The organism is Bacillus sp. SJZ110 (genome assembly GCF_006715455.1).
GTDB classification, from domain to species: domain Bacteria; phylum Bacillota; class Bacilli; order Bacillales; family Bacillaceae; genus Bacillus; species Bacillus subtilis.
The window spans coordinates 15,520-40,429 of record NZ_VFNF01000002.1 but is presented as its reverse complement, the minus strand read 5'-3'; the positions used below and the strand labels follow the sequence as shown (position 1 = coordinate 40,429).

General features: G+C 42.1%; 28 protein-coding genes and 2 pseudogenes. 6 read left to right on the top strand and 24 right to left on the bottom strand.

The features are described 5' to 3' along the window. Positions 1 to 35: 35 nt before the first annotated feature. Positions 36 to 689: a spore coat protein gene (locus FB592_RS05745; RefSeq protein ID WP_120027925.1), complete on the top strand. Its 654-nt coding sequence runs from the start codon at positions 36 to 38 to the stop codon at positions 687 to 689. Here FB592_RS05745 and FB592_RS05740 read toward each other — a convergent pair. Both FB592_RS05740 and FB592_RS05735 read right to left on the bottom strand, forming a co-directional pair. Next, on the bottom strand, positions 621 to 1,589 hold the full coding sequence (locus tag FB592_RS05740; protein ID WP_141949372.1) for a hypothetical protein: 969 nt from the start codon (positions 1,587 to 1,589) through the stop codon (positions 621 to 623). The genes FB592_RS05745 and FB592_RS05740 overlap by 69 nt on opposite strands. Positions 1,590 to 1,709: 120 nt before the next feature. Further along, a complete protein-coding gene (locus FB592_RS05735; RefSeq protein ID WP_038829230.1) occupies positions 1,710 to 2,285 on the bottom strand; it encodes a YhcN/YlaJ family sporulation lipoprotein in 576 nt (191 codons plus the stop codon). 149 nt (positions 2,286 to 2,434) lie between these two features. Between FB592_RS05735 and FB592_RS05730 the strand changes: the two genes are divergently transcribed. From FB592_RS05730 to FB592_RS05720, 3 genes are all read left to right on the top strand, one after another. Next, positions 2,435 to 2,881, top strand: coding sequence for a hypothetical protein (locus FB592_RS05730; RefSeq protein WP_021479685.1), 447 nt, complete (start codon positions 2,435 to 2,437; stop codon positions 2,879 to 2,881). Between the two features lie 382 nt (positions 2,882 to 3,263). Then, the gene (locus FB592_RS05725) at positions 3,264 to 3,581 is read left to right on the top strand and encodes a PadR family transcriptional regulator (RefSeq protein WP_021479686.1); all 318 of its coding nucleotides are present in this window, start codon (positions 3,264 to 3,266) and stop codon (positions 3,579 to 3,581) included. After that, positions 3,568 to 4,137 (top strand): DUF2812 domain-containing protein, encoded by a 570-nt coding sequence (locus tag FB592_RS05720; protein ID WP_041851042.1) that lies wholly within the window; start codon positions 3,568 to 3,570, stop codon positions 4,135 to 4,137. Before FB592_RS05725 ends, FB592_RS05720 begins: the two co-directional genes overlap by 14 nt. 104 nt (positions 4,138 to 4,241) lie before the next feature. On the opposite strand, the pseudogene FB592_RS21050 reads toward FB592_RS05720, so the two are convergent. Then, positions 4,242 to 4,343: pseudogene (locus FB592_RS21050) on the bottom strand (hypothetical protein); the annotation flags it as partial. Positions 4,344 to 4,433: 90 nt separating this feature from the next. After that, on the bottom strand, positions 4,434 to 5,825 hold the full coding sequence (gene tcyP, locus FB592_RS05710; protein WP_141949371.1) for an L-cystine transporter TcyP: 1,392 nt from the start codon (positions 5,823 to 5,825) through the stop codon (positions 4,434 to 4,436). A 172-nt stretch (positions 5,826 to 5,997) separates the two neighbouring features. On the opposite strand from tcyP, the gene dgcK reads away from it, so the two are divergent. Next, the gene (gene dgcK, locus FB592_RS05705) at positions 5,998 to 7,077 is read left to right on the top strand and encodes a diguanylate cyclase DgcK (RefSeq protein WP_021479688.1); all 1,080 of its coding nucleotides are present in this window, start codon (positions 5,998 to 6,000) and stop codon (positions 7,075 to 7,077) included. A gap of 2 nt (positions 7,078 to 7,079) precedes the next feature. Here the strand turns inward: dgcK and FB592_RS05700 are convergent, their stop codons facing one another. Continuing rightward, entirely contained in the window at positions 7,080 to 7,910 is an 831-nt protein-coding gene (locus FB592_RS05700; protein ID WP_085186401.1) for a MetQ/NlpA family ABC transporter substrate-binding protein, read from the bottom strand. 435 nt (positions 7,911 to 8,345) lie between these two features. On the opposite strand from FB592_RS05700, the gene cspB reads away from it, so the two are divergent. Then, positions 8,346 to 8,549 carry a cold shock-like protein CspB gene (gene cspB / locus FB592_RS05690; protein WP_003224086.1) on the top strand — a complete coding sequence of 68 codons (204 nt, stop codon included), beginning with the start codon at positions 8,346 to 8,348 and terminating at the stop codon, positions 8,547 to 8,549. 91 nt (positions 8,550 to 8,640) lie between these two features. On the opposite strand, the gene FB592_RS05685 is transcribed toward cspB, so the two are convergent. The 19 genes and pseudogenes from FB592_RS05685 to queG form a co-directional block, all read right to left on the bottom strand. After that, on the bottom strand, positions 8,641 to 9,582 hold the full coding sequence (locus tag FB592_RS05685) for an ABC transporter permease (RefSeq protein ID WP_085186403.1): 942 nt from the start codon (positions 9,580 to 9,582) through the stop codon (positions 8,641 to 8,643). After that, positions 9,575 to 10,492: an ABC transporter ATP-binding protein gene (locus FB592_RS05680; RefSeq protein WP_038829223.1), complete on the bottom strand. Its 918-nt coding sequence runs from the start codon at positions 10,490 to 10,492 to the stop codon at positions 9,575 to 9,577. Before FB592_RS05680 ends, FB592_RS05685 begins: the two co-directional genes overlap by 8 nt. Positions 10,493 to 10,508: 16 nt before the next feature. Continuing rightward, positions 10,509 to 11,207, bottom strand: coding sequence for an ABC transporter ATP-binding protein (locus FB592_RS05675; protein WP_141949370.1), 699 nt, complete (start codon positions 11,205 to 11,207; stop codon positions 10,509 to 10,511). Position 11,208: 1 nt separating this feature from the next. Further along, complete coding sequence (locus FB592_RS05670; protein ID WP_003233424.1) at positions 11,209 to 11,574, bottom strand: GntR family transcriptional regulator; 366 nt, start codon at positions 11,572 to 11,574, stop codon at positions 11,209 to 11,211. A 2-nt stretch (positions 11,575 to 11,576) separates the two neighbouring features. Continuing rightward, positions 11,577 to 12,338, bottom strand: coding sequence for a hypothetical protein (locus tag FB592_RS05665; protein WP_141949369.1), 762 nt, complete (start codon positions 12,336 to 12,338; stop codon positions 11,577 to 11,579). A gap of 4 nt (positions 12,339 to 12,342) precedes the next feature. Next, positions 12,343 to 12,498, bottom strand: a pseudogene (locus FB592_RS05660) (hypothetical protein). Further along, positions 12,498 to 12,866, bottom strand: coding sequence for a hypothetical protein (locus FB592_RS05655; protein ID WP_141949368.1), 369 nt, complete (start codon positions 12,864 to 12,866; stop codon positions 12,498 to 12,500). Before FB592_RS05655 ends, FB592_RS05660 begins: the two are co-directional and overlap by 1 nt. A gap of 12 nt (positions 12,867 to 12,878) precedes the next feature. Then, the gene (locus FB592_RS05650) at positions 12,879 to 13,409 is read right to left on the bottom strand and encodes an NAD(P)H-dependent oxidoreductase (protein ID WP_003233428.1); all 531 of its coding nucleotides are present in this window, start codon (positions 13,407 to 13,409) and stop codon (positions 12,879 to 12,881) included. Between the two features lie 22 nt (positions 13,410 to 13,431). Next, complete coding sequence (locus FB592_RS05645) at positions 13,432 to 15,030, bottom strand: MFS transporter (RefSeq protein ID WP_141949367.1); 1,599 nt, start codon at positions 15,028 to 15,030, stop codon at positions 13,432 to 13,434. Positions 15,031 to 15,070: 40 nt separating this feature from the next. Continuing rightward, positions 15,071 to 15,736, bottom strand: coding sequence for a biotin/lipoyl-containing protein (locus FB592_RS05640; protein WP_014476241.1), 666 nt, complete (start codon positions 15,734 to 15,736; stop codon positions 15,071 to 15,073). Between the two features lie 35 nt (positions 15,737 to 15,771). Continuing rightward, positions 15,772 to 16,236: a MarR family transcriptional regulator gene (locus FB592_RS05635; RefSeq protein ID WP_003233431.1), complete on the bottom strand. Its 465-nt coding sequence runs from the start codon at positions 16,234 to 16,236 to the stop codon at positions 15,772 to 15,774. Between the two features lie 159 nt (positions 16,237 to 16,395). Further along, the gene (yhbH, locus tag FB592_RS05630) at positions 16,396 to 17,574 is read right to left on the bottom strand and encodes a sporulation protein YhbH (protein ID WP_003233432.1); all 1,179 of its coding nucleotides are present in this window, start codon (positions 17,572 to 17,574) and stop codon (positions 16,396 to 16,398) included. 179 nt (positions 17,575 to 17,753) lie between these two features. Continuing rightward, positions 17,754 to 19,649, bottom strand: a complete 1,896-nt coding sequence (gene prkA / locus FB592_RS05625; RefSeq protein WP_003239626.1) for a serine/threonine protein kinase PrkA — start codon at positions 19,647 to 19,649, stop codon at positions 17,754 to 17,756. A gap of 348 nt (positions 19,650 to 19,997) precedes the next feature. After that, positions 19,998 to 20,705 (bottom strand): hypothetical protein, encoded by a 708-nt coding sequence (locus FB592_RS05620; protein ID WP_124073070.1) that lies wholly within the window; start codon positions 20,703 to 20,705, stop codon positions 19,998 to 20,000. A gap of 11 nt (positions 20,706 to 20,716) precedes the next feature. Further along, complete coding sequence (locus tag FB592_RS05615) at positions 20,717 to 21,430, bottom strand: bactofilin family protein (RefSeq protein WP_021479697.1); 714 nt, start codon at positions 21,428 to 21,430, stop codon at positions 20,717 to 20,719. Continuing rightward, positions 21,421 to 22,062, bottom strand: coding sequence for a YhbD family protein (locus tag FB592_RS05610; RefSeq protein ID WP_003245603.1), 642 nt, complete (start codon positions 22,060 to 22,062; stop codon positions 21,421 to 21,423). The genes FB592_RS05615 and FB592_RS05610 overlap by 10 nt, the downstream gene beginning before the upstream one ends. A 125-nt stretch (positions 22,063 to 22,187) precedes the next feature. Next, positions 22,188 to 22,670, bottom strand: a complete 483-nt coding sequence (trmL, locus tag FB592_RS05605; protein WP_010886453.1) for a tRNA (uridine(34)/cytosine(34)/5-carboxymethylaminomethyluridine(34)-2'-O)-methyltransferase TrmL — start codon at positions 22,668 to 22,670, stop codon at positions 22,188 to 22,190. Positions 22,671 to 22,707: 37 nt separating this feature from the next. Continuing rightward, positions 22,708 to 23,643: an amidase domain-containing protein gene (locus tag FB592_RS05600; RefSeq protein ID WP_010886452.1), complete on the bottom strand. Its 936-nt coding sequence runs from the start codon at positions 23,641 to 23,643 to the stop codon at positions 22,708 to 22,710. A 66-nt stretch (positions 23,644 to 23,709) separates the two neighbouring features. Continuing rightward, the gene (queG, locus tag FB592_RS05595; RefSeq protein ID WP_141949366.1) at positions 23,710 to 24,870 is read right to left on the bottom strand and encodes a tRNA epoxyqueuosine(34) reductase QueG; all 1,161 of its coding nucleotides are present in this window, start codon (positions 24,868 to 24,870) and stop codon (positions 23,710 to 23,712) included. Positions 24,871 to 24,910 lie beyond the last annotated feature (40 nt).

Here is a 24,910-nt window from a genome sequence, read left to right as displayed (position 1 = left end):
ATACAGCTGATCTGAAAAAAAAGGAGGAATTCGGTTTGGATCAGTTCAATCAGCAGCAGCAATCCCAAATGAACAAAGGTATTCCTGGCAAACCGCATAAAAACCATGGCGGACATGAAATGTTTGATATGCATGAGGTGCTTTCCGGAACACTTACTGTGCTTGATCAGTTTATGATGCTGAGACAATTCTGTAAGGATCAAGAATTATTAAACATCCTTGATCGTCAACATCAATTCATCACATCTCAATACAATATAACTGCAGAATGCTTCAAAACAGGAAGCGAACCTTCACAAAAAACAGCAACTTATATGATGAAGGAAGACAATCAGACTGTTTACGGCATGCAGCCGTCACAGCCTAAAAAACCTGTTCAATCCATGAATGATATTGATGACAGCATCATCAGCCGACAAATGCTTTGCGCGATTAAAGCACAAGCTTCTATGCTGACGATGGCTTCTCTGGAAATGACAAATCCGGCCGTAAGACGCGTACTGTCTGCGCAAATTCAGGAGTATGTTGAAATGGCATTTGAAATTTTCCTATACCAAAACAAACACGGCTATTACCAGGTTCCTCAGCTTGATGCGCAGGATATGGAACAGCTGAGAAATTCATTCGCCCCTGCCCAAGGACAAATACCTCCGACACAAGGCGGAATGGGTCAGCAAGGACTTCACTAATAACAAAGGCATTGGATAGATACTATCCAATGCCGCACTGTTTTTTTCGAATTTTTTCTTAAAATCTTTTTCAAATTGATCAAGACTTTCCTTTGTTGCTGATTTAAACCCTTTTTCAAAGTCCCCTTTTTTTGCTGTTTCCTTAATCATTTCTGAAATAATGTCTTTCCCATATTTGCCGGTCAGCTCATCGATCATATAAAAGCTTTGCAAATAGACATCAGTGTCATATTCGGCTCTGGCTTCCTGCCAGTCTCGATCAGTCTGCAAACGGTCAAAGGGCACGACAGAAAACGTGATCGGATCTATGAGCAATTCATAGTTCGCAATCCACTCGCTTAACCCTTCATGAAACCATAACGGAAACTCATCGGGATCCGTCTCAAGCTCCTTCAATTTCTGATGAAACGCATGGTGCGAGTATTCATGAATCAACAATCTCTGGTACAAATAAACCGCTACCTCGTCCCCTTCTAACAGTTTCTTTTTCTCTTCAGGCAACAGTCCAATCAACTGCTCCCGCTCAGAATAAAAACCGACTACATCCAATAAACCGGAGTAAGCCTCCATCTGTTTTTCATTAGGAAAAAAAATAATGTCAATAGGCTTTTGATTCGAATATCCAATCATAATCTGATTAATACTGACCGCATATTCAAGCGTTTCTTTCGTCAATGGCAGTAAGGACTTTTCCTTAGAAGTGTAATAAATATCGGCCTGTTTGAATGACTCTTTCTTCATGTGCTTCGTCACTTGTTCTTTTGTTATTCCAGATGCCTGACCTGGAAAAGACAGGATATACATCGCGCTTGATACGATGGCTGAGCTTACAGCCAGCATCACAAGGACTCCGCACAGGAATAGAGCGGATGCCGCACGCTTTCCTATGCCATCCCGCAAACGTCTCCCTCCCTGAGCCGGTCCGTCTTGTACCTTTTTATTTTTACTCTATGCAGCCTGAGTTCGCAGTGTGTCATTAACGCAAAGAAAAAGCCGCACAAATTGTGCGGCTTTTTTTATTTATTCAGCGTTAGGGAATACGCGCTGTACAGTTTGTGTAAATTCATCAAATAATCCGGCGATTGGGTCACCATTTTGAATGCGCTTTCCATATCCTTGCATACGCTCTACAAAATCAGGGTTAGCTGAAACGTAAACATTATCAATGTTTTTGTCAGTAGATCTTACCTTTTTGGCTATTTTTTTCTTCAAATTGTCTTCTACTGCACCTTTATTTCCATTAGTTAAAACGACTGCAACGTAAGCTTGATTTCCAGCAACAATGACATCGGCATGTTTTACTTCTTTTAGGTCTGTTACTTTATCAGCTGCTTCATCAGCAACCTCGAGTTTCCGGTCGTTGTTATTATCGTCATTTACACGATTGTTATTGTTATTGACATTATCAGTAACATTGTTGTCAACATTATCCCGGTTGTTTACATTGCGCATATCGTCATTGGCCGGATTTCGATAATTTACATTTCTTACATCATTATTATCACGTCTGCCCTCACCTTGGTCGGCCACACCGCAGCCAGTCATAAGCAAAGGGATAAGAAGCACAGACGCAAGAACTTGTTTTTTTCCAAGCATGTGAATTCCTCCTTTATCACTTTACGTATAGGTTTTTCTAACTGGCTTTAATTATGCATGCAAATCTGGAGGAAATGCTTTCCCGGGAAATATAACGGTTAATTTGTCTAATGAGGGGGAAAATATGAATACATTGCAAAGGAGGGATCATGTTGTTCAACCAGCGAAGAGGAATCAGCCCCACAGCATTGATCATAGGATCAACTATGCTTATTGCTGCATTATCACCTCAGATCCGCCACAGAATCAGCGGGTTTATCACAGGACAAATGAACAGACGAAATTCAGAAAATAACACGTTTGATGCTTCTAATGTAGGAAACATAGTCAAACAAGCATTTGGCGGCGGCAGCGGTGATAACCAGGACCGTTCGCAGCATCAAAGCCAGCGGCAAAATGGCCGTCAGCACCAGCACGCAGAACAGCAGCAACCACAGCATCAGCATACACAGTCTCAAACTAGGCAAACTGAGACAGCCGCGAAAAAAAGACAGCCGCATTATGCTGAACCCATCCATTTTGAACAAAGCGCAATGAATGTCATGGACGACAACACGATGATGGAAATGCTGGAGGACTTAGAACCCGGCCGTTAAAAAAACGTGTAATCCTGTCGGATTGCATAAGGGCTCAAATAGATATTGCCTTTAAGGTGTTTTTTTCTAAACTTCTTGTTTTCTATATTTTTCCGCCTATTTGGAGTACAATTGATGAGCTAAAAAAATCCTTCTTTCGTTCAATGAGAACGTTTGAAGGATTTTTTTGTTTGTGCTGCCACTCTATCCGAAGCAATCTTTATTGATTCATTACTCATCTAAAGCTGAAAAAGGCAGAATACTTTTCATTTTGTTTCTTGCTTCAACACTCAACATTAAGAATTTACTCGAGCGTTGTAAAATGCTATTGACTATTCAGTTGAACTGTATTACATTATTATTAAGTTGAACTATATAGTCGAACTGAATAGAGGGTGCAGATATGAAACACAAATTATTACCATTGTCTGAAACCATGCATTATATTTTATTAGCTCTGCGTGAGCCGCTCCATGGCTATGCCGTAATGCAGAAGATAGAAAAGATAAGTAACGGTACTGTTATTTTAGCAGCGGGTACATTATACGGTGCAATTGAAAACTTGAATAAGCATGGTTGGATTGAACCTGTTGGAGAGTCAGGCCGGAGAAAAGTTTACATGATAACTGAAGAAGGAAGCGCCATTTTAAAAATGGAACAAGATAGGTTATTGCATATTTTATCCTTGTACGAAGGAAGTGAATCGAATGAAGAAATTTAAGATGTTTTTTGATATTGAAAAAGAGGAACAATGGCTGAATGAGCAATTACAAAAAGGCTATCGTTGTACAAATATTAGTGGATTAGGAATATACACTTTCGTAAAAACCGACAAGAGATATGTGATCAGACTGGATTACCAAGATATTTTACCAAAGAAAAAGTTCAAAGATTACAAAGCGATATATGAAGACTTCGGTTGGAATTATATAAATGGCCCTTGGCTTAGTGGGATTCGATATTGGCAAAAAGAAGATGATGGTCAAAATGAAATCTTCTCGGATCGCCAATCAAAGAGTAATTATTATAAAAGATTGATGAATTATTCTTCTGGTTTAGGTTTCATGTGTTTGTTTTTTTCTTATATGATCTATAAGGATTCAGGTTTATATTTAACTGAAGGTCTTTGGAGTATGAAAGGTGAATGGTTTTGGAAAGCATTTTTATTTGAAACTCCATTTGCTCTTTTGAGGTCGCTTCCCGCCCTTATGGTTGTTTTATTTGCGGCCAGTTTCTATAAAGTGTATCGAAAGTATTCAATGTTAATAGAAAAATAATGCGAAGAGGTTCATTATGAACTTTTTTAATTCAATGAAGCACGATTGAATTAGATTTGGATACTCATCGTCTAGCAGGAATCTTTTATGTGTGCCTCAGATTAGTTGGCGTCTTCCAAGATACCATGAATACTCGTTAAAAAAGCAATTTTCATTTCAATTAAATCAATCCATTGATCAGCAATGCCGGCTGATCTTCCCCAAAAATGAGAAAAAGAAACCCATGAAACCTTTATATTACAAGGTTCATGGGTCTTATTAACGTGTAATCCTGTCGGATTACACGTTTTCATATGTTACGCTTCTTCAGCTTCAATCACTCTGGATTGATCATGAAATGCCCCTTGATCAATTTCCTTTGTGACCTTACTTGTAATAAGACCGGATGTCATGCTTCCGCTGACATTCAAAGCAGTACGCCCCATGTCGATTAACGGTTCAATTGAGATTAACAAACCAGCAAGCGCGACAGGCATGTTTAATGATGATAAAACAAGAAGCGCCGCGAATGTCGCTCCGCCGCCGACTCCGGCAACACCGAAGGAGCTGATGGCAACGACTGCGATAACAGTGATAATAAACACCGGGTCAAATGGATTTTGGCCGACAGTCGGAGCAATCATCATCGCCAGCATCGCAGGATAAATGCCGGCACATCCATTTTGGCCGATCGAAAGACCGAACGAACCGGCAAAGTTTGCGATTCCCTCCGGTACACCCATGCTTCTCTGTGTTTTAATATTCAGCGGTAAAGCACCTGCGCTAGACCTTGACGTAAATGCAAATACAAGTACAGGCACCGCTTTTTTCAAATAAATCACCGGATTCAAGCCGCTGAACGTCAGCAGCAGCAAATGAATGATAAACATAGTGATTAACGCGGCATATGAAGCAATCACGAACATGCCCAGTTTTAGAATGCTGTCAAGATCACTCGTGGCAATTGTTTTTGTCATGATGGCCAGCACCCCATAAGGCGTCAGTCTCAAAATGAGTGTGACAACACGCATGATAATGGCATAAACGGCATCAACCAGTTTTTTAAATGTTTCTGCCTGTTCCGGCTGTTTGTGTTTTACTCCGAGGAATGCCACTCCAAGGAAAGCGGCAAAAATAACGACAGCGATTGTTGAAGTCGGTCTAGCTCCCGTGAAATCTAAAAACGGGTTTCCAGGCAGCAGTTCAACAATCTGCTGCGGCAGCGTTTTCGCTGTCATATCCTCTGATTTCTGCTGAAGCTCCTGCCCCCGTGAAAGCTCTGTACTTCCTTGGTCAACCTGAATCGCCTGCAGATCAAATGAAAGCGCGGACGCGATACCGACAGCTGCAGCAACAGCTGTTGTTGCTACTAAAATCCCGATAATCAAACCGCTGATTTTCCCAAGATTTTTTGTCAGCTTCAGCTTTGTAAATGCGCCGAGAATCGAAATAAAGACGAGCGGCATGACAACCATCTGAAGCAATTTGACATATCCGCCCCCGGCAATATTAAACCAGTCGGCTGTTTGAATGACTATATTTGAAGTCGGGCCGTAAATCAGCTGAAGCGCAAATCCGAATACAATCCCCAGCCCCAGCGCAGTAAATACACGTTTAGAGAAGGAAACATGTTTTTTCTGCATAACAAAGAGCCCTAAGATAAGTAAAAATAAAATAAATACATGTAATACAACCAGTAAAGTCTCCAAAGCAGGTAAACTCTCCCTTCAAATTTTCTCATTTACTATATTACACTAATTCCGATGGGTCAAGTGCGAATTATTTTAACTTGTCAATTCAAGTAAAAAAACCTTATATAATGCCTTTTTTGTTCTTTTCTTTCCCTTCCATCTTTAGTACCTTATATAAGGGTGATAATATTTGCTGAAAGAACTGTTTGTAAATTTGACCATTTTAATCACATTTAATTATCTCTTCACCCACCTGTTTAAAGAAAGGCTAGTACATAAAAAAGACAGCATATCCTTTCAAGCTGTTAAAGGACTGGCCTGCGGTTTGCTCGGGGTTATTCTGATGGTTTTTGGATTTACCTATCAGCATTCAATTATTGATCTTCGAAATATCCCTATTATGATTGCCGCTCTTTATGGAGGCTGGGTTTCAACGGCAACGGCCCTGGCCATGATCACTGCAGGCCGCTTGCTGATTACGATGAACACATCTGCACTATACTCGGTTATTATCATTTGTATCGCTGCCATTCCGTCACTCATTGTTTCTAGAAGAAAAAAAGTTCAACTAAAACATGCTTTCTATCTTTTAATAATCACAAATAGCTTGATCTCCTTTTCCTTTTATTTTCTTATAGATTTACATTCATACGAACTTCATTTGTATTTTTGGATCATATCAATAGCGGGCGGCATGCTCAGTTTATATATTATTGATCATGAAACAAATGCACATCTTCTTTTTAAACAATATAAGTTTCAGGCGCACTTTGACTTTTTAACAGGCGTGTATAACCGAAGAAAGTTTGAAGAAACCACAAAAGCTCTGTATCAGCAGGCGGCCGATACCCCGCATTTTCAATTTGCACTGATTTATATGGATATCGATCATTTTAAGACCATCAATGACCAATATGGCCATCATGAAGGAGATCAGGTGCTCAAAGAGCTGGGGTTACGTCTGAAGCAGAGCATCCGAAATACAGATCCTGCCGCTCGGATCGGCGGTGAAGAATTTGCCGTTCTCCTGCCGAACTGTTCTCTTGATAAAGCAGCCCGAATCGCTGAACGGATCAGGAGCGCTGTAAGCGATGCACCGATTGTATTAACAAACGGCGAAGAGCTTTCAGTTACGATATCACTAGGAGCCGCTCATTACCCCAATAATACGGAACAGCCAGGATCCTTGCCCATTCTTGCCGATCAAATGCTTTACAAAGCGAAAGAAACGGGACGGAACAGAGTGTGTTTTTCAGAAAAAAAAGAATGAATTCAATGTTCGAATTCATTCTTCCAATCTGAAAGACGTTTCAAAGGCAGAAAAGCCGGGACAAGATCTCCCTGATATTCTTTTTCTATAAATGCCGCTGTATCATCAGCTTGATAAAGCTCAAGAATGGTTTGCAGCGCTTCCCGGTCTTGATCCTCCGCTCTGACAACAATCAAATTCATCTCTTCCTCAGACATGAGTCCGCCGCTCTTTAGCGTATGCTTTTTCGGGTTCAGGCCCGCTTTTTTTGCTTCTGATGGTTTCATGACAAACACGTCGGCACCGCTCACTGCATCCTGTTGCCGGACAGCTTTTAATTTCAGGTGTCTCGGATTATCTTTAATCATATCAACTGAACCTGTTCCGTTAAATCCGTTTTTCAGCGTTAGCAAACCCGCTTCCTGGAGCACCGTAAGCGCCCTGCCAAAATCGAACGCTCTATCCGGAACAGAAACGACAGCTCCTCGCGGTATATCTCGGATTCGGTCATATCGTTTTGAATAAATGCCCATGGGCGTTATGTATGTCGTTCCGAGCGGTGCCAAATTAAGTTTGTATTTTTGAGTGAACGACTGAAAATATGAAATGGTTTGAAAGGCGTTGGCATCAATTTCTTTGTTAGCAAGTGCGATATCAGACTCCGCATAATCAGAAAAAGGGATCAGCTGAATATCCAGCCCTGCCTCTTCAGCCTTTTGAGCAATATAGTTCCATATTGCCCCGTCAGACTCAGCAATCCCGATTTTTATCGATTCATGTTCTGCAGACGGTGAACATGCAGTAAATGAAACGAGAAGAACAAGGACGAAACTGCATATAAGCCACTTTTTCATTGTGACCATACTCCTATCTATGTATTAGAGCATGCAAGCAATATCAGACATAAAAATCATACGCTCTCTTAGTTGATAAACGTTGTCATTTGTAATATTGATTAACTTTTACCTTACTCATATCCAATAAGGTTGTCAATTCCTATTACTTATCTTCCCAAAATGAAGGAATACTAAGGCAAACGTATGATCACATATCGAGAAAGCAGATGAATTTCCGCAAATAAATATCAAATTGAAAAATAAATATGGTATTTTCCGAAAAAAGTTTCAATAAGCAGTTGTTTTTTCCGAAGATTACTGGTAGAGTAAAGGTAATTATTTTTGTTCGAACTATCTTTAAGAAGAAAGTTTTGTAAGAGTTTTCGTCTTGAAAGTTTGTTAAGAGCAAGAATAGTGAATTTAAGCGTTATGATCGCTTTAGGAGGAAATTTCATGTTAGAAGGTAAAGTAAAATGGTTCAACTCTGAAAAAGGTTTCGGATTCATCGAAGTAGAAGGTCAAGACGATGTATTCGTTCATTTCTCTGCTATTCAAGGCGAAGGCTTCAAAACTTTAGAAGAAGGCCAAGCTGTTTCTTTTGAAATCGTTGAAGGAAACCGCGGACCACAAGCTGCTAACGTTACTAAAGAAGCGTAAGCATAAATTGATATGAAAAACTGCAGGTGCAAACCTGCAGTTTTTATTTTGACAAAAAAGCTGTTTTGCTTATGCAAAACAGCTTTCTTTATTAGTTTGCAATATCCCGCTTCATGAAGATTCCGAAAGCAAGCAACAAGAAGATGATAAAGTAGATCGCCAGCATGACGATAGAAAACGTCATAGTCATCCCTTTTATTAACGGTGTGCCATCCACATACTGAGTCAAGTCGACATTAGCAAACAATATATACTTTGCCCAGTCAAATTTCGCTGCAATAAATGCAGTTGCAGTCGTACCGGCAACCAACAAGAAGATGGAAAAACCAACCGCAAGAGAGCTGTTTCTGAATACCGCAGACAGCATAAATGCCATCGTCGCCACCATTAAAGCCGAGACGGATTCAGAAAGATACGTTGTGGCCAAATGCCCCATCATGTTTTGCTCAATGACATGGCCATCCTTATAGATTAAATGAATATTCGCGGCGGTTTCACCACCCGTCCCGAAGAAGATCAACCCTAATAAAGTAGAACCGATAAATAAAATCAACAGCAACAGGAGCCCAAACAGGAGAACTGTAATATATTTGGACATCAAAATTTGAAAACGGCTGAGCGGCCGAATCATTAATAGCTTAATCGTTCCCCAATTAAATTCGTTCGCGACAATTCCGGCCGCGATGATAATAGTAAACAGACCGGTAAGGATGGTAAAGTTTGCTGAATCCGTTACATAAGACCATACCGTATAGCCCGTGTCACTAGGGATATTATGCTCGATGCGATAGTCGTTGAGTGTGATTGTTTCTTTATACCCATCTTTCAGTGAAGGATCTTCTTTGATTTCTTTCTTTAATTCGGCGTTTTGTGCTTGAAGTTCTTGTTTCCAATGGGAATTTGATTCACCAGCAGAAAAATGATTCGCCAAAAATGAAAATCCAACCATTGTCAGCCCCAGAATTCCGATCATCACCCATGTTCCGGCACGGCTGAAAATTTTGAGCCACTCATTATAAATCAAATTAAGCATGCTGAACCTCCTCTTTTGTTTCACCTGTCATTTCTAAGAAACGGTCCTCTAATGATTTTGTTATGACCTTGACCTCATAAATACGGATTTGCTGCATCACCAGCAATTCAATAACCGCAGGGACTTCGTCTTTAGCCAGTTTGATTTCTACACCATTTGTCTTACTCAGCAAATCGTACTGATTTAAAACAGCAGCGGCTTCATTCGGCTGCTCAACCTGGAAGAAATATGTATCGTTCTCATCAATGTTTTCATCTTTTACATTTTGAATATCGATCAGCTTTCCTTTTTGCAGAATCGCAATTCGATCACACATCAGTTCCATTTCTGACAGCAGGTGGCTTGAAACGATGACAGCCATTCCTCTTTCTCGGGTCAGCTTCTTTAAATGATCTCTGATTTCTCTGATCCCCGCCGGATCAAGGCCGTTTGTCGGTTCATCCAAAATCAGCACTTTCGGATCGTGCAGAAGGCATTGTGCCAAGCCAAGACGCTGTCTCATCCCCAGAGAATATGTTTTCACCTTGTCGTGGATTCTGTCTGTTAAACCGACCAGTTCAACAACTTCATCAATTTTTTCCTTCGTGACACCCTTGACCATCCTTGCGTATTGCTGGAGATTTTTATATCCGCTCAAAAATTTATACAGCTCGGGATTCTCAACGATCGCTCCAATATGCTTAATCGCCTTGCCATATTCTTTCGTAATTGATTGGCCGCAAATGAGGACATCACCTTTCGACAGCTTCATTAACCCCACCATCATCCGGATGGTTGTCGTTTTCCCCGCTCCGTTTGGTCCCAAAAAACCGAATACCTCGCCTTCACGAATCGTAAAACTGAGATCATCAATGATCGTTCGGCCTCTGATGTTTTTAGTCACGTTTTTCAATTCCAACACTGTTTTCATCATATTCCTCCTCTTTCTAGCAAACTTCCATTTTTGATTTAAACCATTGCAACACAGACATGCCTTCCTGTTCACGAATATCTTCTACTTCACGCTGCGCAACTTTTTCCCCATTGGCGAGGATGATTACTTCGTCTAACAAAGTCTCAATTTCATCAATTTCATGTGTCGCGATCACGACAATCTGCTGCTCAAAATCAATGTACGACACAAGGCTGTTTACGATGGAATCCCTGACCATCGGATCAAGCCCGGAAAAAGGTTCATCAAGCACGATGACGTCTGCCCGTCTCGCTAAAGCAAGAACGATTTTCAGCCGGCCCCGATTTCCTTTTGATAGCTTTTTGATCTTTTTTTCCGGATTCAGCTGCATCTCATTCAATAGCTTATAAGCCTGTTCTGATTGAAAATCAGGAAACTGCGACTGATAAAAATTCACCATATCTTTAACAGTGAAATGCGGATAAAACATATCAAGCTCAGTAAGATAAGCCGTTTGACGCACCATTTCTCTCGTAACCTGCTCTTCATCAACTTTCACAAATCCTGAAGTCGGAAACAGAAGGCCAGCCATCATTTTCAGGGTCGTTGACTTGCCGCTGCCGTTCGGTCCGATCAGGCCATAAATCCGTCCGGATGATAGGGTGATTGACACATCATTGACGGCCGTATGGCGGCCGTATTTTTTTGATACATGTTCTAGCTTGATTTCCATTTTAGCCTCCCTCTGTGAATGTTTTAATCCCTTCTAACATTTCCTCTTTCGTTAGCCCCAGCTCTTTCATTTGCTTGACAAAGCCTTCCAGCACCTCTCGTGTCAGCTTGTCTTTCAGCTCGTCTACGATTTCTGCTTTTTCCGCAATAAACGTCCCTTGACCTCTTCTTGTCTCCACAATACCCAGCCTTTCCATCTCACTGTACGTTCTTTGAATTGTATTGGGATTTACCTTAGTTTGAATCGCCATTTCTCTTACTGAAGGAAGCTTGTCTCCTGGGAGCAGCTCCTTCCTGACCAGCCTATAAAAGATCTGATCAGCGATCTGCAGATAAATCGGTTTCGAGGATTGGAATTGATTGTCCATATTTACACCTCTACTTTACGATCAAGCAGTTTTGAAGCCATGATGAGCAGCAAGAACGTGATGACTAAAGTAATAGGAAACCCTAGCACAGACAGATGGATAGGTTTTAGTTCCAATCTCCAAACATTATGGAAGTAGAAATCAAAATTGCAATAGACTGTTACCGGCCAGAAATGCTTTTGAGATTCAACCAAAGGGCTTATGATGTATTCATCGAAGAATAACCACACTGCAACCAACAGAACCATCGCAGCCCACCGCATTCCGCGCCAATTTCTGAGAGAGTGAAAAACAGTCCAAAACACAATGACTGTTACTGACATATCTAACGAAGAAATAAGCCCATACATATTCAGCAAAGCCACTGTACTCGTTATATCAACTTGATGCTCCAGCAGATTTTTTACAGAGAGCATATGATACATCCATATGCCATAGGCTGTTAATGCCAGCTGAATCACAAATTGATAGACCAAAGATGCTGCCAATTTAGAAGAAAACAGCCAGAAGCCGCCATTTGGATTGTACAGCCAAAGCTGTGATTTCCCTTCCTTGCGAAGGTGATAAAACACAAAAACAGGAGATAAGAAAAGCAGAAAAAAAGCAACTGCAACAAAAAAACCAAAAATGACTAGAGGTTCTTTCGTGCGAGAAGCTATAATATGGCCTGTTCCCAATAAGAAAACGATTCCGCATATCCATACTAGCAGCCAAATTCTTGAAAGCTTGATATCTTTCTTTAACAAACCTAAAAAAGAATCCATGTCTTTACCTCCCGGAAAAAATCCTCGGTGTATGAGTAACATAGTACACTAGATCAAAATGAAATACAACATATTCCATGGATTTATTTGATAAAACATAATTGATGGAAACAGCAAAAAAGGCAAACCCGCCATGAGTAAACGGATTTGCCTTTTTCATTACTTTTTCTTATTTTTCATAGAGAGCAGCGCATCACGATAGCTGCGGTCCTGCATTTTGTCACTTTCCTCAGTGACCTCTTCTTCTGCATGAACTTCATCAGAATGCTTAAACTTTTGCAGCGCCTGCCTGTAAATATCATCACCCATTGTGTCACGCTTTGGAGAATCGTTTTTGACAACGGATGGCGTATGCTCGGCAGCCCTTGCCTCAGCAGGGTAATGCGCTTCATTTTTTTCCTCTTCTGGAGGTGCGATTCTATCGGTTGCTTCTTGCTTCTCAGGTCCAGGTGAGGCGTTGCGGACGTTAAATGTAATAAGGGCCGCAATGACAATGACAGCAGCAATTATTGCTATAATAATGGCCATTTCAACCTCTCCTTACTGTCCTGCTGTTAGGTTTCCTGTGACTTGGCTGACACGTCTTCCCAACGCGCGTCCAAGCTGAATACCTTCCTCAGACATTAACTCATCACTGTCTACCGGACAAGTGACACCTGCTCCGTAATAAGAGCCATAAAGTGCGTTTTCGGGCACGTTGCCAGGCAGCCCGACAACGATCATGCCTTGGTGGAACATCGGCGTGATTAAATTGTGCATTGTCATTTCCAAGCCGCCGTGTGTTGTTGCCGTTGTGCAGAAAACAGCACCGACTTTGTTGATCAGCTCGCCTTCAGCCCACAAGTAGCCAAGTCTGTCGATCCAAGTTTTAAGACCGGAGCTGATTGTTCCGAAATGCCCTGGGCATCCCCAAATAATCGCATCCATATCTTTAAGCTTGCGGATATCAGCCTGATCTACATGGTCGATGAACACTTCAGCCGCGTCGTTTTCTCTCGCGCCTTCAGCGATCGCTTCTGCAAGCACTTTAGTATGTTCGCCTTCACTATCATACACTACATAAATTTTCATTCAGGAAACCTCCCTGTACAGATTAAGATTCCTTAGCTTCTTTTGGAGCAGGAAGTAATGAAAGCTCCTCTTTTTTCTTCTTACGCAATTTATCTTTTCTGACGTCACGCAGGAAGATACTTAAAATCAAACCTGCTACACAGAATAAGGTTGCCCACATAAAGGCATCATTTATCCCCATGACATTGGAATCGAGTGACGCGTGTTTATAAATATGTGAGTACACATATGTTTTCGCCGTATCATAAGACACATTCATATTCACCATTAAATTCGAAACTGCATTTTGGAACGCATGGAGGAAGTTCGGGTCCGCCGTGCTTGTTTTATCTGCAATTTGTGAATAATGGAATGTCGTCCGGTTTGTATAAATCGTCGTAATTAAACTTGTTCCGATTGATCCGCTGATTTGGCGAAGCGTGTTACTCATCGCCGTTCCGTGGCTGTTCAGACGGGCAGGAAGCTGGTTCATCCCGGCTGTCATGACTGGCATCATTAAGAGAGACATACCAAATGCACGAATTGAATAGATCAGCATGATGTGTGTATATGGTGTATCAATTGTCAATTGCGTGTATTGATATGTTGTTACCACTGTCACGAGAAGCCCGATAATCGCAAGCGGTCTCGGTCCGAATTTATCGAACAATATACCTGAGATCGGTGACATAATCAGCATAACGATCGCACCCGGAAGCAGAAGCAGACCGGATTGAAGCGCCGTAAAGCCGACCAGGTTTTGCAGATAGATCGGTAAAAGGAACATACCAGTGTAAAGTGCCACTGTTATAATGATATTAATGACACTCGAGAGTGAGAAAATGTCATATTTAAACACTCTGAAATCAAGCATCGGATCATCATGACGCAATTGCTGAACAACAAAAGCAACAATTGCAATGGCTCCGATAATAACTGTAGACAATACAATCGGGTCGGTCCAGCCGTCAGACCCGGCTTCACTGACTCCGTATAATAAGGAGGCGAATCCGACAATCGAGAGGATTGCGCCAAGAGTATCGAGTTTGATTTTTTGCGGCTCCACCATATTTTTAAAGATGAAGAAAGCCACAATGATAACAATTGCGCCGACCGGCACAAGTCCGTAAAACATAATGCGCCATGTATAATGCTCAATAATCCACCCGGAAAGAGTCGGGCCGACCGCTGGAGCAAACATCATCGCTAGCCCGAAAATCCCCATTCCTTTCCCCCTGCTTTCAGGCGGGAAAATTAACAGAATGGTTGTCATAACGAGCGGCTGCAAGATACCTCCGCCCACGGCCTGAATCAAACGGCCGATCAGCATTGTAGAGAAGTTAGGTGCGATACCGCAGACTAACGTACCGAGCGTAAAACAAAACATCGCGACGAGAAAGAGACTCCGCTGGCCAAATCGTGTAATCAGGAAAGCAGATAACGGAATCAATACACCGTTAACAAGCATGTAACCTGTTGTCAGCCACTGAATCGTCGTTGCACTTACGCCAAATTCAGTCATTAAGTGCGGCATTGCAACATTAAGCAGTGTTTGGTTTAGAATTGCCAAAAATAAACCCGCCATTAGCACAATCAGCAATGACATAGGGTTTTTTGCATTTTTTTCTTTGCCTGTAGCCATCTAAGACAACCTCCTTTCATGGTTTGATGACTGATCTGTTTTACTCAGAAATTTTAACAGATGCATTCATTCCAGGAAGCACCTTATCAGATGGGTTTTTGATTGAAATTTTCACAGGAATTTTTTGTGTTACTTTTGTGTAGTTTCCGCTTGAATTTGTAGAAGGAAGCATATCAAAAGTTGAGTTAGTCGCATAGCCAATTTCTTCCACAGTACCGTCAAATGTTGTATCAGGGTCTCCGTCAACTACAACGTCTACACTATTTCCTACTTCAATATCCGCAATATCTGTTTCTTTAATATTTGCTGTGATGTATAGGTTGTCCATGTCAATCGTTTGTGCAATTGTTGTACCAGCTTGTACGGTTTGTCCGTTTTTCACTTCGTTTTTCACAATTGTTCCATCCATAATGGATTTTACGTCAACAGTTTGTTCGCCTTTGATTTTTGCAACTGTGTCGCCTTTTTTCACTGTTTTTCCTTCATCCAGATCCCAGTCAGATACTTTACCTGCTGCTGGAGCAGTAATAGCAGCCATATCGCCCGCTACTTTTGCTTCATCTGTTTTTACGTAGTTTGTGCTTTGATAATAGTAGTAAGCACCTCCAGCTATAATTGCAAGAACAACAATCAAACCGATAATGTTGGTCAGAATTAAACGTCCTCTGTTCATTTTGTTTTCTCCTTTCGTTTCATCCTCTATCATTTTGCGGAAAGCTGGTGAAAATATGTGAGAAGTTTTTAATTACCGCTTTTTTCTGAACAGCCTTCAGCAAGCTTCGTTAAGCTTCCGGCTAGTTTGCGCAAATACTGCAGCTGGGAGGTATCAAGCTTTTGGTACAAGCCAGCACCCATTTTTGCATATTGCACAGCGGCTTTTTCTATCAGTTCTTCCCCCTCTTCGGTTAACTGAATCATGACGATACGGCGGTCATCCGGACTGTCATATCGATTCATCAATTGGCGCTTATACAGAATATCTGTCATCCGCGTCACAGAAGCAGGCTTAAGATCAAGCGACATTGCCAGCTTGCTTAGCGGGGTGCTTCCGCTTTGATGAATTTTAAACATCAGCAAATATTGAAGGACTGTAATATCAAAAGGCTCAAGCACAATCTCCAATATCTTCTTCTGTTTTTTATATATCGCCCGAGACGTATCGAAGAGCTGTTCAAAAGTGAGCAAAGCACGTTCTGATTCAGTCAACTCCTTTTCACCTCATTCCTCAATAATAGTTCACAAGATAAAATATTAATAAATGAAAGAAGATTTGTCAAAGGAAAAATTTCTTTTTCTCCCGTATTTTTTTCGCAAGCGTTTTCTTGCTTTTATTAAATAAAAAAAAGCCCTGAAATGGGCTTTTCATTACGAAAATTGATGGCTTACACCAGACTCTTCATTTCTGAAAAAGTTCTTTAGAGCCTGAAAAACATCAGATTTCTGTTTTAAAATATAGTACTTAAATTTCTCATCTTTTACATTTTTATATGCAGACATTAACGTTGAATGCCTGTTGTACTGATTGACCTCGCCGTAGCAGAATAGATTGGCCTTCTTCATAATATCATTGACCAGTTTCACACAGCGCGCGTTATCAGATGTCAGGTTGTCACCGTCAGAAAAATGAAACGGGTAAATGTTATAGCGGGCGGGATTGTACTTTTCATCAATAAGCTCAAGCGACTTCCGATATACGGAAGAACAAATGGTTCCGCCGCTTTCTCCCTTTGAGAAAAAATCCTCCTCCGAGACCACTCTTGCTTCTGTATGATGGGCAATAAATTCAATTTCCACAGTCTCGTATTTTGTCCGCAAAAAACGGGTCATCCAGAAAAAGAAGCTTCTGGCCATGTATTTTTCCCAAACCCCCATACTGCCGCTTGTATCCATCATGGCTAAAACGACGGCTTTTGATTCGGGCTTTGTGATGTCATTCCACGTCTTATATTTCAGGTCCTCCGGATAAATTGGGTAGAACGACGGTTTTCCTGACATTGCGTTTCGTTTAAAGGCTGACATCATCGTTCTTTTCTTATCAATATTACCGGTTAACCCTGTTTTACGGATATCATTAAACTCGATATCTGTATGAATGATATTGTCCCGCTCTTTTTGTTGGAGATTCGGAAGCTCTAATTCTTTAAAAAGCGCTTCTTCTAAATCCATTAATGAAACTTCCGCTTCATAATAATCCTCGCCTGCCTGATCACCGGCACCCTGCCCTTTTCCAGGCCCTTGTTTTTTGTCTGATCCATCCCGGGCCACAACATCTCCAACCTGGCTCTCGCCGTCTCCTTGCCCTACATGTTTATTTTTATCATAGTTATAACGGATTTTATACTCATCAAGTGAACGGATTGGGATCTTCACTACATCTTTTCCATTAGACATAATAATGCTTTCCTCAGTTACGAGGTCCGGAAGATTGTTTTTGATCGCTTCCTGCACTTTTTTCTGGTGGCGCTGCTGGTCATCGAAGCCTTTGCGATGGAGGGACCAGTTTTCCTCAGAAATCAAAAAATGGCCGCTGTCATTTTGGGACATGAATTCCCCTCCTTAACCATTTGTGGTCGTGATACATACGTATTCCGGCTTGTGCCAGATTATGAAACAAGTCTTTTGAAAAGATTTATATTCATCATATGCACATATGCACGTTTAATTGACAAACTATTTAGAAAATGGGACAAAATAACCCGCCCTATTCGGACGGGTCACGTTGCTTATCGGTTCAGCAGGCTGCCGACATATTTCAGCAGCTCATTGGCGCTCGTCGAGTTGTAGCCGTGCTCATCAATTAAACGGGCCACGACTTCATTTACCTTTTTCAGCTGCTGCTCATCCGGCGTTTTTGTTGAGGTCGTAATTTTAACGACATCCTTCAGATCAGCAAACAGCTTTTTCTGAATAGCTTCACGCAGTCTTTCATGGGAATTGTAATCAAACCGCTTGCCTTTTCTCGCATAGGCCGAGATGCGGATTAAAATTTCTTCGCGGAACGCTTTTTTGGCGTTTTCCGAAATGCCGATCTGCTCTTCGATGGATCTCATCAGCTTTTCGTCAGGGTTCATTTCCTCTCCTGTCAAAGGATCACGAAGCTTATTTTTATTGCAATAAGCCTCTACGTTATCGAGGTAATTGTCCATAAGTGTTTTTGCTGATTCTTCATACGAATACACAAACGCTTTTTGAACTTCCTTTTTCGCAATGTCGTCATATTCCTTGCGGGCGGCAGAAATAAAATTCAAATACCGCTCTCTGTCCTCGCTTGAAATTGATGGGTGCTGATCAAGACCTTCTTTTAAGGAACGAAGGACATCGAGAGAATTAATCGATTCCATATTTTTTCTGATAATCGTTGAAGAAATCCGGTTGATCACGTACCTCGGATCAATGCCGCTCATACCTTCATCATTATATTCTTTTTTCATATCCTCAACGTCGACAGAATTATATCCTTCCACACTTTCTCCATCATACAGTCTCATTTTCTTGACCAGATCAATATCCGACCGTTTTGGCTCTTTTAACCGGGTAAGGATTGAGAACATCGCGGCGACCTTCAACGTATGCGGGGCAATATGAACATCCGCCACATCGCTTTCTGCGATCATTTTTTCATAAATTCTCTCTTCCTCAGACACTTTTAAATTATAAGGAACTGGCATCACGATGATTCTTGAGTGCAGGGCTTCATTCTTTTTATTAGAAATAAATGAGCGATACTCCGTTTCATTCGTGTGAGCCACGATCAGCTCATCAGCAGAAATTAACGCAAACCGCCCAGCTTTAAAATTCCCTTCCTGTGTCAAGGAAAGCAAATGCCAGAGAAATTTCTCATCACATTTCAGCATCTCCTGAAACTCCATCATCCCGCGGTTCGCTTTATTCAGCTCTCCGTCAAACCGGTAAGCACGCGGATCTGATTCTGAACCGTACTCGGCGATTGTTGAGAAATCAATACTCCCCGTCAAATCGGCAATATCCTGAGATTTCGGATCAGAGGGACTGAATGTTCCAATTCCCGTACGCTTATCTTCTGAAAAGAAGATGCGCTCCACCTTCACATCCTCAATTCTTCCTCCGTACTCTTCCTCCAGCCTCATGACATTTAAAGGAGAAAGACTTCCTTCTATTCTAATGCCGTATTCCCTGTAAAAGTCATCGCGTAAATGATGGGGGATTAAATGTAGAGGGTCCTCGTGCATCGGGCAGCCTTTAATAGCATATACAGCGCCATTATCTGTCAGCGTGTACGCTTCGAGACCTTTTTTAAGCATTGTGACCAGCGTGGATTTACCGCCGCTCACAGGCCCCATCAGCAATAGAATCCGCTTTCTGACATCTAGACGTTTGGCAGCCGGATGAAAATACTCTTCCACAAGACGCTCCAGAGATTCTTCAAGCCCGAACAGCTCGCGGTCAAAAAAACTGTACTTCTTGCGCCCGTCAATCTCCTCTATCCCGCTGTCTTTTATCATATTAAAAACTCGAGAATGAGCAGATTGCGCGACCATCGGATTTTCTTTAATAATCTCCAAATAATCGGCAAAAGTTCCTTCCCATTTCAGCCGCTGCTCTTCCTCTCTGTACTGTTCAATTTTCTTTAATATATCCATAAGGACCTCCTCTATCATGTTTGATACACTATGCAAATAAGGTACTTTGATACAATCTATGCCGCCATCCCGTGATACATGCTTTGGTTTCTTAAAAATAAAGATACTTATACATCGTTGACAAGGCAGACCGCGACCGTTCATAATAAAGAAAAATACAGAATCATCCAGACTCGGACAGCACGGAAAAATTGAAGAGGGGGAGAGACGGTGAAAACAATCATCATGATGGGTGTCATTGTCACTTTTTTAGTATCAATTTTTACCGCAGGATACGATAGCAAGCCTGGAAAAGAATAAAAAAGGGTGCTCCTGAAAGAGCACCTTTTTGTATAACAGAACAATGTTTTACAGTTTTGTTTTTTCTTTAATCTGTGAATGCGGATCGCATTCACATTTGTTTTCGTACTCAATCGTTCCGATGCTGCATCCCGGCCCGATGATCACTTCTTTTCCCCTGACAACTGCCGCTTCGGTATTCTCCAAATAAACCCGATCTCCTTCTATGACATCGGCGATCAGCTTCCCTTTCTTCCGGCTAAAAAAACTCGCGCGTCTTTTCACTGTAATTGTTGTTCCGCCGATTTCCTGCACATGGCTTATATCATGGCTCAATCCCAGCTTGATCTCACCCGAATTTAATAACCCCGATACATCAACACAGCCTGTGACATGGAACATTTCTGTTTCACAATCACCTATTACGCTAAGCTTCCCTTTCACATCGCAGGATTCTCCAGTCATATTCCCGCCAATTTCAGTCTGGCCTTTCAGATTGAATCGATCAAATTGAAGTGAGCCGCTGACTTTCATTGTCCCATATATATTGATTTTGCCGGCTGTCAGATCGCCTTTACATTCACTTTCTCCGAGCACACGCAGCCGCTCAGTCTCTGCTTTTCCGAGAAAAAGGCCCGTTCCGTATATGCGGCAGCCTACAGCAGACAGCCCTTCTCCAACTACACCTTCTCCTTTGATGCTGACATTGTGATACGCGCCTCCTGCGGCATGCCCAGCGCCATATAATTTTAAATTTCCCAGTTTTGTTGTCTCCATTACGATCCTCCTTACAACTTTGTGGATGTTTCAACCGACGCGCTTGGATCACAGGTATAGTCCCCGCTGTATTCGACGGTTTCAATCTGGCAATCCGGGCCGATGACCACTTTATTTCCGCGCACGGTTTTCGCCTTTGTATTTGTCAATTCAATCACGTCACCTTCGATCAGCTCTGCTGTTAGAACAGGCTGCGGCATTAATCTGAGCAATGTCAGCATTCCTTTTCTGCAGGTCACTTGAAGATGGCGGCAGCCGATCTCCCGCACATAGCTTTCCCCTGCAGAAAGCTTAATGATCACCTGGTCTGCATTTAAAAGCCCGCTGATTTTGCATTTCCCTTCTGATTGAAAGGTTTCTGTTTCACAATCTGCTTCCATGACAGCTTTTCCGCTAATGTCAATGCCATCAGCCTTGACAGTGCCGCCAAATGTTGATGATCCAGCGATTTTCAATTGTTTTGCAGATACCTCTCCTTGAATAAAACCAGTGCCATTCATCCGGATAGATTCTGCTTCAACGTCTCCATGTATCTTTCCTGAACCGCTGATGGTTACCGCTTTCGCTTTGACGCTGCCGTCGGCTTTTCCGTTTCCATTAAAAGAAAAAGTGTCACACTCCACGTCCCCGGCCACTGTCCCGCTGCCATTAATCTCAACAGATTGAAATGTTCCTCCCTTTGAACTTCCTGATCCGTTTATCACCAGCTTTTCCACTACATCCATTGATGGCCCTCCTGCATAAATGTTGTTTTTAATTCCTCTGAAGCTTTTAATAAATCTACCCGTTCCACAACCTTTACGGATGATTCAAACAAAATGCTGTCCGCCGCAGCCGCTATAAAACAAGTTGTGACACCGAGCTTGCGGAGCACAATCAGCTCCGTCTGTTTTTCAATCTCTTCAGTATCATGCTTCTTTAATACCTCTGCAGCCATTTTTGCTTCTGCAAGGCTGACATTTCCAGACTGCAGCAGGCCCTCAAGCACAAACAGCGAAAGCAAATCGCTGGATGAAAAAACCGGACTTCCTCCGTCTTCTGAATAGGCTTCAAGAGCAGGCCTTGAAACCAAACCTTTATGAAGCAATTCATCAGCGGTCATGCTGACATCCTTCATTTTCGGCGACAGCATTTCCCTCATTTCATCCAAAGACAAATTTTCTTTCATCTTTTGAATCATTGATATACGTTTTAAAATCTCCTCTCTCGGAAAAAACGTCTCTTGCCCTGTAAATGTGGATTTACGAATAAACCATTCCTCAGGTATTAAGTTTTTCCGCTTCCATCGATACAGCTGACCGTATGAAATCGATGTTCTTTCAAGTAATTCTTTTTTAGAGATTAATTGTTCTTCCATAAGTCCAGCTCCTTTGATGGGTACATTGTAACATAACACTGTTACGTTGTTAAGCCCAAAAACGAAACAAAGCATTTCAACATCCGCAAAAAAACCCGCCCATCATCGATGAGCGGGTTTTTTCACTATTTTAAATCACGGTAATTTTGCTGGCGCAGCGCTTCATAAACAAGAATCGCGGCAGTATTGGACAGATTTAACGATCTGACGTGCTCTGTCATCGGAAGACGCAGGCAGCGGTCCATATTATTTTGAATTAAATCCTTTGGCAAACCGCTTGTTTCTCTTCCGAACACGAAGAAATAATCCTCGTCAAGATCAGTGTAATCAAATGATGTATGAGGCTGCTGGCCAAATTTTGTAATAAAGAAAAACTTGCCTTTTTTATATGCCTCAAACAATTCTTCTAACGAATCATGATACACAACGTTAACAAACTCCCAATAATCGAGTCCGGCACGCTTCAGCATTTTATCATCCGTTGAAAAGCCGAGCGGACGAATCAGGTGTAGCGTTGTATTGGTTGCTGCACAAGTACGTGCAATATTCCCTGTGTTAGCGGGAATTTCTGGTTGATATAAAACGACATGTAATGCCACAATGTTCACCTCTGTTTTTCTTATCCGCCCATCATTATAACATTAATTACTCTTTTGTCGTATCATCAACGATATGAAAAAAGGCATATCGTATTGACGGCGTGTATGCCGTAGAATCCTCATATGACCAATACCTCATCCGGCTGTCATAGGTCTGGGCGTTGACAAGCGGCATATTGCCTTTGTCCTTTGCCACGACAATCGTTGTATGATTAAACCGGCCGTCTCCTTCGAAGTCATAGCAAATCACATCGCCCGGCATCAGTTCTTCCGCTGATTTCACCCGCACCGCACGCAGTCCGGCCTTTGAATTCGACAAATACATTTTCATAGAGTGAGCCACCGTCCAGCTGTAGCTCCATGAGCTTTGTTTCATCCACCAGCCTGATCCCCTGTTCGGATGACCGCGCATCGGCGCGCCTCCTGCATGAAGACACTGAGAAATAAAATTTGTACAGTTATCGCTGAAATTTTTATAAGCAGGATTGCGCTTGTTCCAAAATTTCTCGGCATATTGGACAGCGCCGAGACGATCGTATTGAAAAGCCCTGCCAAACGCTTCTCTTTCCTCTTCAGCTTCAGAATAGTCAATAATACTGGTCCCTTCATGAAATCCAGCCGGCTTTTTCGCAATTTCCTGATCACTAATCAAAATGTGATCATACAGGAAAGCCATTCGCTCCTCTATGTGCTCTTCTATATACAAGCTGTCATCTTGTTCCTTACACACGTATTCGTAATGGATGGTATACGAAAGGCAGGTCGTTCCGTCATCCTCAACCCGCACATGATTAATCACGGCCTTTGCTTTCGCTTTTATGATGTCAACTTTACGTTTTTCCAGAAGCTTTTTCTTACGCTCCATGACTTTAAGGTCTCCGACTTGAGACTCCTGTCTCATAGCATGCCCGTTAACCAGAAAGCCCAGCCGCTCCTCCGCTAATTGTTCTAAAATGTACTTCAAGCTCACCCCACCCGCCATACTTTTTTATAGAGAAAAAACACTTGGATGATCTCAAGTGTTTTTTCCTTCTGCTCTATACGTATGTCAGGACAGGCCTTGTTTAGTCATGCCTGAAGCTTTTAGCAACTCAATTCCTTTTTCAATTTCCAGCTTTGCCTCTTCATCCTTCTCTTTTCCCAGCGCTTTTTCAAGCTCTTCCGCGTAGGCGGGGTCTCCGATTTTTCCGATTGCCCATGCGGCTGTCCCCCTGATGACAGGACGCGGATCCTTGTGCATCAGTTCCGTCAATTCAGGCAGTGCGGAAGCATCCTTAAAATGCGCAAGCGCGAGAATGGCGTTTCGCTGAATCGGTTTTTTCCCGCGCCAAGAACCTGAGACATGCCCGAATTTCTCCTTAAATTCCCCATTACTGATGGTCAAAAGCGGCTTCAATAACGGTTTGGCAATCTCAGGATCAGGCTCCATTTCCGGATGAAGATGAAAATCCTTCCCTTTATTGAGAGGGCATACCGTTTGGCACGTATCGCACCCGTACAGGCGGTTTCCGATTTTTGTCCGGAATTCATCAGGTAAAAATCCTTTTGTCTGGGTCAGAAAAGAGATGCAGCGCTGCGCATTAAGCTGCCCGGGATTAACCAGTGCTCCCGTCGGACAGGCGTCCAAGCATTTCGTGCAGGACCCGCACATATCTTCAATCGGCACATCAGGCTCAAAAGGGATATTTGTGATCATTTCCGCCAAATACACATAAGAGCCATACTCGGGTGTTGTGATCATACAGTTTTTCGCACTGAATCCAATTCCGGCACGTTCCGCAACGGCGCGATCAGACAATTCACCTGTATCAACCATTGACTTCGTTCTGATATCCTCATGCTTGCTTTTTAGAAAATCCTCCAGCAGATCAAGCTTTTCCCTCAACACATCATGATAGTCTTTTCCCCAGGAAGCTCTGCAAAAAATGCCCCTGCGCTCAGTTCTCGTGCTTCTCGGCGCATCCTTCATTCTGGAAGGATATGCGAGAGCAATTGCCACTATTGATTTCGCTTTCGGCAAAAGAAGCTTCGGCGTCACCCTTTTTTCGATATCTGGCTCTTCAAAGCCGGAGAGATAGCCGAGTGATTCTTGAAGAATCAAACGGTCTTTTAAACTGTCAAAAGTATCAGCGGTCGTAAAACCAATCTTGTCCACGCCAATGCTTTTCGCGTATTCAATTAATTCTTCTTTGAGCTGATAAACGTTCATGTTTTGCACAGCCTCCTTTCTTTGTGATAAAACGATACAG

Excerpts from the sequence above, each read along its gene's own strand:
- prkA (WP_003239626.1), bottom strand. The coding sequence starts at position 19,649 with ATGGATATATTAAAGAAAATTGAACAGTACAGAGAGGAAGAGCAGCGG.
- FB592_RS05620 (WP_124073070.1), bottom strand. The coding sequence starts at position 20,705 with ATGGAGACAACAAAACTGGGAAATTTAAAATTATATGGCGCTGGGCAT.
- FB592_RS05725 (WP_021479686.1), top strand. The coding sequence starts at position 3,264 with ATGAAACACAAATTATTACCATTGTCTGAAACCATGCATTATATTTTA.
- FB592_RS05735 (WP_038829230.1), bottom strand. The coding sequence starts at position 2,285 with ATGCTTGGAAAAAAACAAGTTCTTGCGTCTGTGCTTCTTATCCCTTTG.
- queG (WP_141949366.1), bottom strand. The coding sequence starts at position 24,870 with ATGAACGTTTATCAGCTCAAAGAAGAATTAATTGAATACGCGAAAAGC.
- FB592_RS05730 (WP_021479685.1), top strand. The coding sequence starts at position 2,435 with ATGTTGTTCAACCAGCGAAGAGGAATCAGCCCCACAGCATTGATCATA.
- FB592_RS05655 (WP_141949368.1), bottom strand. The coding sequence starts at position 12,866 with ATGGCCATTATTATAGCAATAATTGCTGCTGTCATTGTCATTGCGGCC.
- FB592_RS05720 (WP_041851042.1), top strand. The coding sequence starts at position 3,568 with ATGAAGAAATTTAAGATGTTTTTTGATATTGAAAAAGAGGAACAATGG.
- FB592_RS05700 (WP_085186401.1), bottom strand. The coding sequence starts at position 7,910 with ATGAAAAAGTGGCTTATATGCAGTTTCGTCCTTGTTCTTCTCGTTTCA.
- cspB (WP_003224086.1), top strand. The coding sequence starts at position 8,346 with ATGTTAGAAGGTAAAGTAAAATGGTTCAACTCTGAAAAAGGTTTCGGA.
- yhbH (WP_003233432.1), bottom strand. The coding sequence starts at position 17,574 with ATGTCCCAAAATGACAGCGGCCATTTTTTGATTTCTGAGGAAAACTGG.
- FB592_RS05665 (WP_141949369.1), bottom strand. The coding sequence starts at position 12,338 with ATGGATTCTTTTTTAGGTTTGTTAAAGAAAGATATCAAGCTTTCAAGA.
- FB592_RS05675 (WP_141949370.1), bottom strand. The coding sequence starts at position 11,207 with ATGGAAATCAAGCTAGAACATGTATCAAAAAAATACGGCCGCCATACG.
- FB592_RS05600 (WP_010886452.1), bottom strand. The coding sequence starts at position 23,643 with ATGGCGGGTGGGGTGAGCTTGAAGTACATTTTAGAACAATTAGCGGAG.
- FB592_RS05685 (WP_085186403.1), bottom strand. The coding sequence starts at position 9,582 with ATGCTTAATTTGATTTATAATGAGTGGCTCAAAATTTTCAGCCGTGCC.
- FB592_RS05645 (WP_141949367.1), bottom strand. The coding sequence starts at position 15,030 with ATGGCTACAGGCAAAGAAAAAAATGCAAAAAACCCTATGTCATTGCTG.
- FB592_RS05670 (WP_003233424.1), bottom strand. The coding sequence starts at position 11,574 with ATGGACAATCAATTCCAATCCTCGAAACCGATTTATCTGCAGATCGCT.
- FB592_RS05610 (WP_003245603.1), bottom strand. The coding sequence starts at position 22,062 with ATGGAAGAACAATTAATCTCTAAAAAAGAATTACTTGAAAGAACATCG.
- FB592_RS05680 (WP_038829223.1), bottom strand. The coding sequence starts at position 10,492 with ATGAAAACAGTGTTGGAATTGAAAAACGTGACTAAAAACATCAGAGGC.
- FB592_RS05650 (WP_003233428.1), bottom strand. The coding sequence starts at position 13,409 with ATGAAAATTTATGTAGTGTATGATAGTGAAGGCGAACATACTAAAGTG.
- FB592_RS05640 (WP_014476241.1), bottom strand. The coding sequence starts at position 15,736 with ATGATAGAGGATGAAACGAAAGGAGAAAACAAAATGAACAGAGGACGT.
- FB592_RS05615 (WP_021479697.1), bottom strand. The coding sequence starts at position 21,430 with ATGGATGTAGTGGAAAAGCTGGTGATAAACGGATCAGGAAGTTCAAAG.